Below are 359 nucleotides of genomic sequence, written 5' to 3' on the forward strand. Positions count from 1 at the left end.
GTACCAAGGTCTGCTTTCCGGCCACAGCCAAACGTTGACGGGGGGATCTTAGTGATCCGCCGGGTGGGTGACCCGAAGATTCCGATAGAGCAGCGCAAAGCCTTTCAGGCGATGGTGCACACCGTTTTCACTGCCCGGGGACGCGGGATAGGGGAAATTCTCCGAAGGGCAGGGTTGTTTTCATCACGTTCAGAGACACAATCATGGTTGCGCTCGCGAGGAATCGACCCCGCGACCCTACCTCCCAGATTGCACACCAGCGACTGGATCGATCTCTTCCAGGTGACTGGTTCCTCTCTACCTCACCATCGGCCCATTTCACCATCGGGAAGTAGTCAACGACCTCCTCAACGGAAAAA

The 359-nt window shown here is 56.8% G+C and carries 1 protein-coding gene; it reads left to right on the forward strand.

Features of this window, described 5'->3' with window-relative positions:
* A partial coding sequence (locus tag HMPREF2698_RS12250; protein ID WP_304439991.1) for an rRNA adenine N-6-methyltransferase family protein occupies positions 1-359 on the forward strand: 359 nt, incomplete at both ends.

Source organism: Corynebacterium sp. HMSC072A02 (assembly GCF_001810085.1).
GTDB lineage: Bacteria > Actinomycetota > Actinomycetes > Mycobacteriales > Mycobacteriaceae > Corynebacterium > Corynebacterium hesseae.